Origin of the sequence: Streptomyces sp. LS1784 (assembly GCF_020103755.1) — a bacterium.
Classification (GTDB): Bacteria; Actinomycetota; Actinomycetes; order Streptomycetales; family Streptomycetaceae; genus Kitasatospora.
This window is the reverse complement of the sequence record NZ_JAHSQD010000351.1, coordinates 1-8824: the sequence shown is the minus strand read 5'-3', so window position 1 is coordinate 8824 and position 8824 is coordinate 1. Positions and strand designations below refer to the sequence as shown.

At 72.0% G+C, this 8824-nt stretch carries 10 protein-coding genes; 8 read left to right on the top strand and 2 right to left on the bottom strand.

The features are described 5' to 3' along the window. Positions 1 to 152: 152 nt before the first annotated feature. Positions 153 to 971, top strand: a complete 819-nt coding sequence (locus KS423_RS30430) for an inositol monophosphatase family protein (protein WP_224282991.1) — start codon at positions 153 to 155, stop codon at positions 969 to 971. A 156-nt stretch (positions 972 to 1127) separates the two neighbouring features. Here KS423_RS30430 and KS423_RS30425 read toward each other — a convergent pair whose 3' ends face one another. Continuing rightward, complete coding sequence (locus tag KS423_RS30425; RefSeq protein ID WP_224282990.1) at positions 1128 to 1313, bottom strand: hypothetical protein; 186 nt, start codon at positions 1311 to 1313, stop codon at positions 1128 to 1130. 442 nt (positions 1314 to 1755) lie between these two features. Between KS423_RS30425 and KS423_RS30420 the strand changes: the two genes are divergently transcribed. From KS423_RS30420 to KS423_RS30405, 4 genes are all read left to right on the top strand, one after another. After that, positions 1756 to 2409 (top strand): response regulator transcription factor, encoded by a 654-nt coding sequence (locus KS423_RS30420; protein ID WP_030057689.1) that lies wholly within the window; start codon positions 1756 to 1758, stop codon positions 2407 to 2409. A 73-nt stretch (positions 2410 to 2482) separates the two neighbouring features. Beyond that, positions 2483 to 3784 (top strand): cell wall metabolism sensor histidine kinase WalK, encoded by a 1302-nt coding sequence (locus tag KS423_RS30415; protein WP_224282989.1) that lies wholly within the window; start codon positions 2483 to 2485, stop codon positions 3782 to 3784. 235 nt (positions 3785 to 4019) lie between these two features. Beyond that, positions 4020 to 5003 (top strand): acyl-ACP desaturase, encoded by a 984-nt coding sequence (locus KS423_RS30410; protein ID WP_224282988.1) that lies wholly within the window; start codon positions 4020 to 4022, stop codon positions 5001 to 5003. Positions 5004 to 5475: 472 nt separating this feature from the next. Then, entirely contained in the window at positions 5476 to 5775 is a 300-nt protein-coding gene (locus KS423_RS30405) for a DUF4193 domain-containing protein (protein ID WP_030285479.1), read from the top strand. 268 nt (positions 5776 to 6043) lie between these two features. Here KS423_RS30405 and KS423_RS30400 read toward each other — a convergent pair whose 3' ends face one another. Next, complete coding sequence (locus tag KS423_RS30400) at positions 6044 to 6493, bottom strand: DUF3093 domain-containing protein (protein WP_224282987.1); 450 nt, start codon at positions 6491 to 6493, stop codon at positions 6044 to 6046. A 135-nt stretch (positions 6494 to 6628) separates the two neighbouring features. On the opposite strand from KS423_RS30400, the gene KS423_RS30395 reads away from it, so the two are divergent. The 3 genes from KS423_RS30395 to KS423_RS30385 all read left to right on the top strand — a co-directional run bounded on the left by KS423_RS30395 (position 6629) and on the right by KS423_RS30385 (position 8544). Further along, the gene (locus KS423_RS30395) at positions 6629 to 7207 is read left to right on the top strand and encodes a PaaI family thioesterase (RefSeq protein ID WP_224282992.1); all 579 of its coding nucleotides are present in this window, start codon (positions 6629 to 6631) and stop codon (positions 7205 to 7207) included. Next, entirely contained in the window at positions 7204 to 7671 is a 468-nt protein-coding gene (gene dut / locus KS423_RS30390; RefSeq protein ID WP_224282986.1) for a dUTP diphosphatase, read from the top strand. The genes KS423_RS30395 and dut overlap by 4 nt, the downstream gene beginning before the upstream one ends. Before the next feature lie 69 nt (positions 7672 to 7740). After that, on the top strand, positions 7741 to 8544 hold the full coding sequence (locus KS423_RS30385) for a DUF3710 domain-containing protein (protein WP_224282985.1): 804 nt from the start codon (positions 7741 to 7743) through the stop codon (positions 8542 to 8544). The last annotated feature ends 280 nt before the right edge of the window (positions 8545 to 8824 follow it).

Below are 8824 nucleotides of genomic sequence, written 5' to 3'. Positions count from 1 at the left end.
TCGGCACCCTCGGCCCCAGCCACGACGTGTGCGCGGTGGCCTGCTGCCCCAACCCGCGCGCCCCGCGCCCGGCCGCCGCCGAGCGCTGACCGCCCGTCCCGTCCGTGCCGGCCGCCCGTCCAGCCCGTTCCGTCACCCCGGAGGAGAACCCCGTGCCCACCCCCGCCCTGCCCGACGACGGGCTCCTCGACGACCTGCTGGAGGTCGCCCTGGACGCGGCCCGGCAGGCCGGCGCCCTGCTGCGCGACGGCCGCCCCGCCGACCTCGGCGTGGCCGGCACCAAGAGCAGCCCGGTCGACGTGGTCACCGAGATGGACCTCGCCTCCGAGAAGCTCGTCCTGGAGCTGATCACCGACCGCCGCCCGGAGGACGGCTACCTCGGGGAGGAGGGCGCCGAGCGGCCGGGCACCAGCGGGGTCCGCTGGGTCGTGGACCCGCTCGACGGAACGGTCAACTACCTTTACGGGCTGCCCTCCTGGGCGGTCAGCGTGGCTGCCGAGGTGGACGGCCGGGCGGTCGTCGGTGTGGTGTACGCCCCGGCCCGCGGCGAGCTGTTCCACGCCGTCCTGGGCCGCGGGGCCCGCCTCGACGGCCGGCCGGTCTCGGCCCGCCCGGCCCCGCCCTGGGGCCAGGCGCTGATCGCCACCGGCTTCAACTACGTCCAGCCGGTACGGGTCCGGCAGGCCGAGGTGCTGCTGGCGCTGATGCCGGAGGTGCGGGACATCCGCCGGGGCGGGGCGGCCGCGGTGGACCTGTGCGACGTCGCCGCCGGGCGGCTGGACGGCTACTACGAGCGGGGCCTGGCCCCCTGGGACCGGGCGGCCGGCTGCCTGATCGCCGCCGAGGCGGGCGCCCTGGTCGGCGGCCGTCCCGGGCACGGGCCGGACCGCGAGCTGACCGTGGCCGCTGCCCAGGGGGTGTACGAGCCGCTCCAGGAGCGGCTGGCCGCGCTGCGCGCCTGGGCGGACTGACCGGTTCGCCGTCCCGCCCCGGAACCCCGGGGGCGGGACGGCCCCGGACATGCGAAGAGCCCTGACATACGGGGGGTGCCAGGGCCTGGTTTCGCACGGCCCCCGCAGGGCCGCTGGTGCCGGAGGTCCGGCGACGGGTCGGTTGTGCCGGACGGATCAGGCAGCGGTGCGGTGGCGCTCCAGCACCGTGTCGATGCCGTGGTCGGCGGCGAGCCGGCGGAGGTCGTCCAGCTCGGACTGCTCCACCTCGGCGAGGAACTCGTCCCCGGCCTCGATCGCTCGGTGCAGATCCTGCTCCGCGTTGGCTATGCGCTGCAGGATTCCGGCCTTGAAGGCGTCCATACGGGCCCCCTTACTGTGTCGGACGTGCACGGTCGTGCGCTCTCCGCCCCGAGGAGGTCCAGCCGGTGAATGCACCCAGGCCGGAAGGTGGTGAATCTCCGGACAGGTGCGGAGACGGCTTTCGGCCGCTCCCGGTGATGTCCCAGCCCCAGGGCCGGCGCGGATGAACGCACGGCGAGTGGGTGCGACCGGCCGTCAGCCAGATCGCGGGTGTGCAGCTGTCCTCCCCGCCCCGGGAGCCGGGAAACCTCCCGTCGGAAGAAAGTTGCCTGTGTCACAGTCCAAGCGGACTGGTACGGGTGCGAACGGCCATTTCCGCGGACCCGGGTGCCGTGCCCGAGAGGCAGCTTATCGCTGCTTTACCGCCGGACCAGGCAGGATGGAGGCACCGTCGGAGCCGTGCGTCCGCTTCCGGGGCCGGCCTGGAGAAGGGACAACGACCGTGCGGGTTCTCGTCGTCGAGGACGAGCAGCTGCTTGCCGAGGCCGTCGCGACCGGCCTGCGCCGCGAGGCGATGGCCGTCGACGTGGTGTACGACGGGGAGGCCGCGCTCCAGCGCATCGCGGTCAACGACTACGACGTCGTCGTCCTGGACCGCGATCTTCCGCTGGTGCACGGGGACGACGTCTGCCGCAAGGTGGTCGAGCAGGGCCTGGCCACCCGGGTGATCATGCTGACCGCCTCCGGTGACATCAGCGACCGGGTCGAGGGCCTGGAGATCGGCGCGGACGACTACCTTCCGAAGCCGTTCGCCTTCAGCGAACTCGTCGCCCGGGTAAGGGCGCTGGGTCGCCGCGCGACCATCCCGCTGCCCCCGGTGCTGGAGCGCGCCGGCATCTCGCTCGACCCCGGCCGGCGCGAGGTGATCCGCGACGGACGCACCGTCCAGCTCGCCCCCAAGGAGTTCGCCGTCCTGGAGGTGCTGATGCGGGCCGGCGGCGCCGTCGTCTCCGCCGAGCAGCTCCTGGAGAAGGCCTGGGACGAGCACACCGACCCGTTCACCAACGTCGTGCGCGTCACCGTGATGACGCTGCGCCGCAAGCTCGGCGACCCGCCGGTGATCGTCACCGTGCCGGGCTCCGGCTACCGGATCTGACGACCGGAGTCCGCCCACCCGAGGACTCCCTGCCGTGAGCGCCCGCCCCGGCGGACGCCCCGAGAGGATCATCATGACCACCCCGCCCCCGGCCGGCGGGCCCTCCGGCGCGCCCGCCGGCGGCCCGCGTGCCGTACCGCCCAAGCCCCTGCACCCCCCGGGCTCGGCCCGGTCGAACCAGACCTACGTCCCCGGCGACGGGGTGCTCGCCTGGCTGCCCTTCCGCCCCACCATCCGGATGCGGCTCACCCTGCTCTACGGCGGGATGTTCCTGATGGCCGGCGTGGTGCTGCTGCTGGTGATGTACTTCTTCGTCCAGCAGGCCCTCCAGAACGTCGGCCAGCCGCACCTGCTGCTCAACGGGCCGGGCATCTCCGTGCGGACCCCCGACGGCCTGACCCTCACCAACCAGTCCGCGCTCGACCAGTGGCTGAACGACAACAAGACCTACCAGGCCAGCCAGGCGCTCAACACCCTGCTGCGCAAACTGCTCACCGTGCTCGTCTGCCTCGCCGTGATCGCCTTCGCGGCCGGCTACGCGATGGCCGGCCGGGTGCTGCGCCCGCTCGGCCGGATCACCCGCACCGCCCGTGACGTCGCCTCCTCCGACCTGCACCGACGGATCGAGCTGGACGGGCCGGACGACGAGCTCAAGGAGCTCGCCGACACCTTCGACGACATGCTGGACCGGCTGGACCGCTCCTTCGACTCCCAGCGCCGTTTCGTCGCCAACGCCTCGCACGAGCTGCGCACCCCGTTGGCGATCAACCGCACCCTGCTGGAGGTCCAGCTCTCCGACCCGGCGGCCTCACCCGACCTCCAGCAGCTGGGGAAGACCCTGCTGGCCACCAACGAGCGCAGCGAGCAGCTGGTCGAGGGCCTGCTGCTGCTCGCCCGCAGCGAGAACGAGCTGACCGACCGGCGCCCGGTGGAGCTGTCCGAGGTGGCCACCCGGGCGCTGGAGCAGACCCGGGTCGAGGCCGACAAGCGCGAGGTCGAACTGCGCTCGAAGCTCGATCCGGCCATGGTCGCCGGCAACGGCGTGCTGCTGGAGCGGCTCGCGCTCAACCTGCTGCAGAACGCCGTCCGCTACAACACGCCGGGCGGCTGGGTCGAACTGGCCACCACCGCGGTGCCCGGCGGCGGCGAGCTGGTGGTCTCCAACACCGGCCCGGTGGTGCCCGGGTACGAACTGGAACACATCTTCGAGCCGTTCCGGCGGGTCAAGGGCGCCGACCGCACCCGCAGCGACAAGGGGGTCGGGCTCGGCCTGTCCATCGTCCGCTCGGTGGTGCGCGCCCACGGCGGCACCATCGAGGCCACGCCGCGCGCCGGCGGCGGTCTCACCATGAGGGTCCGCATCCCCTCGCCGTGAGGGTCCGACGCCCGCCCCTTCCGTAGGCGACCGTTTCCAGCCGCCCCCGCCAGGCCCGTCAAGACGACATAAGGCCTGGCGGGGGCGGCTTGTCATTTCCGGCCCGGGCAACTTACGGTGTCGTAACCTACGCAACCGTAGGTGAATCCGTCGGCGGCCCGCCGACGGGTCCGAACGACCTGTTCCCGTCCAGCGCGCCCGTCCCAGCGCGTGCCGTCCCCTCAGGAGCAAGACCGTGACCATCGCCCCTGTGCAGAGCAGCTCCTCGCTCGTTCCGAGCGGCTGGACCGACGCGCGGCTGATCCTCGCGCTCGAAGAGGTCGTCGAGAAGGAGCTCAACCGCCACCTGGGCGTGGCCCGGGAGTGGATGCCGCACGAGTTCATCCCGTGGAGCCAGGGCCGCGACTTCGACGGCGTGCTGGGCGGCGAGGCCTGGTCGGTCGAGCAGTCCCGGGTGACCGCGGTGGGCCGGGTGTCGCTGGTGGTGAACCTGCTGACCGAGGACAACCTGCCCAGCTACCACCACGAGATCGCGACCATGTTCGGCCGCGAGGGCGCCTGGGGCACCTGGGTGCACCGCTGGACGGCCGAGGAGGGGCGCCACGGGATAGCGATCCGCGACTACCTGCTCGCCACCCGTGCGGTCGACCCGGTGGAGCTGGAGCGGGCCCGGATGAACCACATGTCGGAGGGCTTCGAGTCCGACAACGCGCACAGCATGCTGCACTCGGTCGCCTACGTGGCCTTCCAGGAGCTCGCCACCCGCATCGCGCACCGCAACACCGGCAAGTACGCCGGCGACCCGCTCTGCGAGCAGCTGCTGGCGAAGATCGCCAATGACGAGAACCTGCACATGGTCTTCTACCGGAACCTGCTGAAGGCCGCCCTGGAGATCGCCCCGGACCAGGCCATGCGGGCCGTCGCCGACGTGGTCACCAACTTCCGGATGCCCGGCCACGGAATCCCCGGCTTCGAGCGCGCCGCCGCGCAGATCGCCCTCGGCGGGGTGTACAACCTGCGCATCCACCACGACGACGTGCTCCAGCCGGTGCTGCGCCACCTCAAGGTGATGGAGATCGGCGACCTCGGGCCGGAGGGCCTGCTGGCGCAGAACGAGCTGGGCGTGTTCCTGGACGGGCTGGACAGCCAGGCCCGGAAGTTCGAGGAGCGCCAGGCCGCGCTGCTGGCGCGCCGCCAGGCCCGGAAGAACGCCGGCTGAGGCGCCGCACCGGGCCGTCGGAGTGGGTGGATTTTCCGTGGTTTGCCCCGGAAGATTCTGAACGTGAGCAAGCTCACACGGTGTCGCTCCGTGATTCCGGGTGACCCCGGAGAGTGATCACCCGATCAGGGGTGCCGATCGCCGTCCGTGACCGGATTTCGACCCGGGATCGGTCCACGGGATCGGTCGGCACCCCTGGTGGACAAGGGAGGCCGCAGGCGCCCACACCTCTCGCGATCACTGTGCGTGGCCGGTTCGCCGGGTCCGAGGAGGGCTGACGATGGCCCAGCGTGAGGCCTTCCGCAGCCCCGGGGATCACCCCGATGGAGCCCGGGCTGAGTGTCGATTGAGTAACAGGGCTTGAAGTAAGGCAAAATCTCCGCCTCGGGTCGGGCACAAGACCGACCCCCCATGCGTTACGTGCGCTGGAGATACCGCACACACCGCACAACCCGGAGGGGGAGAGCGAAAAATGGCAACCGACTACGACACCCCACGCAAGACCGACGACGAGCTCAACGAAGACAGCATCGAGGAGCTCAAGGCTCGGCGGAACGACAAGGGCGGCAGCTCTGTCGACGTCGACGAGTTCGACGCTGCCGAGGGCATGGAGCTCCCCGGCGCAGACCTCTCGAACGAGGAGCTCGCCGTCCGCGTGCTGCCGAAGCAGGCCGACGAGTTCACCTGCATGAGCTGCTTCCTCGTGCACCACCGCAGCCAGCTCTACAGCGAGAAGAACGGCAACCCGATCTGCCGGGACTGCGGCGCCTGAGCGCCGCGGCGGACAGGGCCCGAGGCCCGCGGCTGCGCCCGCGGGACCGGCACACCGCTCCTTCCGGCCCCGGGCAGCGGGGCCGGACGGCAGGTCCGGGAACCGTCCGGTCGGACGGGCCCGGCAGGACGGAGCCGGCCGGCGTACCGGTCAGGACAAAGTCGTAGGGACGGTCCCGCAGCAGCGGAACCGTCCCTCTCCGTTTGTCCGGCCTCTTCCGTCCGGCTCGTGTCCGGGCCCGTCCGGCTCACGGCCGGCCGGGCCCGCCTCAGGTGCGGGCGCCGCGCCGGGCGTCCTCCAGCGCCTCCGCCAGCTTCATCGGCGAGCGGGTCGACAGATAGAGGTACGGCGTCGGGTCGGCAGGGTCGGTCACCTCGATCCGCAGCGCCGTCGGGACGTAGCTGCGCAGCAGCATGAAGGCGCGCGGATCGGCCTTCGGGCCGCGCCAGGCCGCCGCCTCGGCGGGGCTCAGCGCCTGCGCGCTGCCGAGCGCGTCCACCGGGATCCGGGCCGGGCCGGCCACCAGCGAGCCCTGGACCACGCGGATGCGGGCCGAGCCGTAGCTGCTGATCGCGACCGCGCCGGCGGCGATGCCGACCACCAGCCCGATCAGCGCGGCCGGACCGCTGACCCGGATGAGGATCAGCGCGAGTGTGAGACCCATCGCGATCGGGAGCAGCCACCAGGAACGCGGCACCGTGAGGCGTTCGTCGTACATGCCCCCATTGTGGTCGCCCTGACGCCCGGCAGGGGACGCCACCCCCACCGGAGGCCTTCCTACCCCTGGGTAGGGTTGGGCCCCGTGACCGGTACGACTGCCCCCAGCACCCCCACCGCCCGGCCGGCGCCCGCGATGCCGCCGTCCCCGACCACCCCGCCGCCGGACGCCGTCCTGCCGCAGCGCCACCCCCAGGCGCCCGCCCCCGGCACCCGGCTCGGCTCCCACTACGAGCACTGCTTCGGCTGCGGCCCGCAGCACCCCGGCGGCCTGCGGATCGACGCGGTCGCCGGCGAGGGACTCGACGTCACCGCCGAGTTCGCCGTCCGTGACGCCCACCAGGGCGGCCCCGGCCTGGCCCACGGCGGGCTGCTGACCACCGCCATGGACGAGACCCTCGGCACGCTCAACTGGCTGCTGCACGCCCCCGCCGTGACCGGCCGGCTGGAGACCGACTTCCTCAGCCCGGTGCCCGTCGACTCTGTGCTGCACCTGCGCGCCTGGATCACCGGCGTGCACGGCCGCAAGATCTACAGCGCCGCCGAGGCGCGGATCGGCGGTCCGGACGGGCCGGTCGCCGTGCGTGCTCAGGCCCTCTTCATCCAGGTGAAGCTGGAACACTTCACCACGCACGGTCGTCCCGAGGACATCGAGAAGGTCCTCGACGACCCTGATCTGATGAAGCGCGCACGAGCCTTTGAGGTGAACCCTTGAGCGACACCCCCCGCCCGCAGCTGGACGTCCTGATCAAGCGCATCGACCCCGAGCTGCCGCTGCCCGCGTACGCGCAGCCCGGGGACGCCGGTGCCGATCTGCGCACCACCGTCGACGCCGAGCTGGCCCCCGGAGAGCGGGCCGTCCTGCCCACCGGCGTCGCCATCGCCCTGCCGGACGGCTACGCGGCCTTCGTCCACCCCCGGTCGGGGCTGGCAGCTCGTTGCGGCGTTGCCCTCGTGAACGCCCCGGGGACGGTCGATGCCGGGTACCGTGGAGAGATCAAGGTGATCGTCGTCAATCTGGACCCGCACGAGGGGGTCAGCTTCCGTCGAGGGGACCGGATCGCCCAGCTGGTGATCCAGCAGGTCGAGAAGGCCCGGTTCCACGAGGTGGAGGAGCTGCCTGGGTCGGCACGCGCCGAGGGCGGGTTCGGGTCGACCGGCGGCCACGCCGCGGTCTAGCATGCCCGCGGCCTCGCAGGAAGCCGAGCAGGTATTCGCATCGGTCTTGGACCGGGAAGGACAGTGACCGTGTTCCGTCGTCGCCAGAAGAGCGAGGACGCTGTCGAGCAGCTCGCCGACGACGCCATCAGCGCCGACGAGACGGCCGATGACGTCGAAGGTTCCGCCGAGAGCGAGAACGTGACCGAGCTGGACCCGGCCGACAGGGTCGGCCTGCCTCCGGCTCCCCGGCCGGATGGCCCGTGGGACAACTCCGAGCTGGAGAACCCCGAGGAGGGACGAGTCGACCTCGGGGGTCTGCTGGTCCCCGGTGTCGAGGGCATGGAGCTGCGCGTCGAGGTCGCCGGTGACGCGATCGTGGCCGCCACCCTCGTGCTCGGCAACAGCGCCATCCAGCTCCAGGCCTTCGCGGCCCCGAAGTCGGAGGGCATCTGGGGCGAGGTCCGGGAGGAGATCGCCAACGGCATCACCTCGCAGGGCGGCCTCATCGAGGAGGAGGAGGGCCCGCTCGGCTGGCACCTCCGCGCTCAGGTCCCCGTGCAGCTGCCGGACGGCACCCAGGGTGTGCAGCTGGTGCGGTTCGTCGGCTGCGACGGTCCGCGCTGGTTCCTGCGCGGTGTGATCTCGGGCCAGGCCGCAGTGCAGCCGGAGATGGCCGGGATCCTAGAGCAGGTCTTCCGGCAGACGGTCGTCGTGCGTGGCGAGTCCCCGATGGCTCCCCGCGACCCGATCGTGCTGAAGCTTCCCGAGGACGCCCAGATGGTCGCCGACGGTGGCGGGGCGGCCGCCGCTGCCGGTGAGGGCGAGAGCCGCTTCGGCGGCGCCTCGCTCGACCCGTTCGCGCGTGGCCCGGAGATCACCGAGGTCCGCTGACCCGGATCCGGCCGGCCCTGACCGGCATGGATCGCCCCTGTCCGGGAGCCCGGACAGGGGCGATTTGCATGTGGCGGGCAGGTCCCCGTACAGTTCCGGAGTCGCCGCGGGAGACCAAGGTGGCAAAGCGGAAAGCAAATCCGATGAATGAAACTCCGGAAAACGGAGCGGAAAACATCTGATAAGCTGGAAACACGAAAGAACGAAGCCCGGAGGATTCGCTGGAAGGCGGTCCGAAGGAAGCGTCCGTTCCTTGAGAACTCAACAGCGTGCCAAAAGT

What these genes read in the sequence shown, in the direction of transcription:
- KS423_RS30425 (WP_224282990.1), bottom strand. Translation starts at nt 1,313, where the DNA reads ATGGACGCCTTCAAGGCCGGAATCCTGCAGCGCATAGCCAACGCGGAG.
- KS423_RS30415 (WP_224282989.1), top strand. Translation starts at nt 2,483, where the DNA reads ATGACCACCCCGCCCCCGGCCGGCGGGCCCTCCGGCGCGCCCGCCGGC.
- KS423_RS30405 (WP_030285479.1), top strand. Translation starts at nt 5,476, where the DNA reads ATGGCAACCGACTACGACACCCCACGCAAGACCGACGACGAGCTCAAC.
- KS423_RS30400 (WP_224282987.1), bottom strand. Translation starts at nt 6,493, where the DNA reads ATGTACGACGAACGCCTCACGGTGCCGCGTTCCTGGTGGCTGCTCCCG.
- KS423_RS30395 (WP_224282992.1), top strand. Translation starts at nt 6,629, where the DNA reads ATGCCGCCGTCCCCGACCACCCCGCCGCCGGACGCCGTCCTGCCGCAG.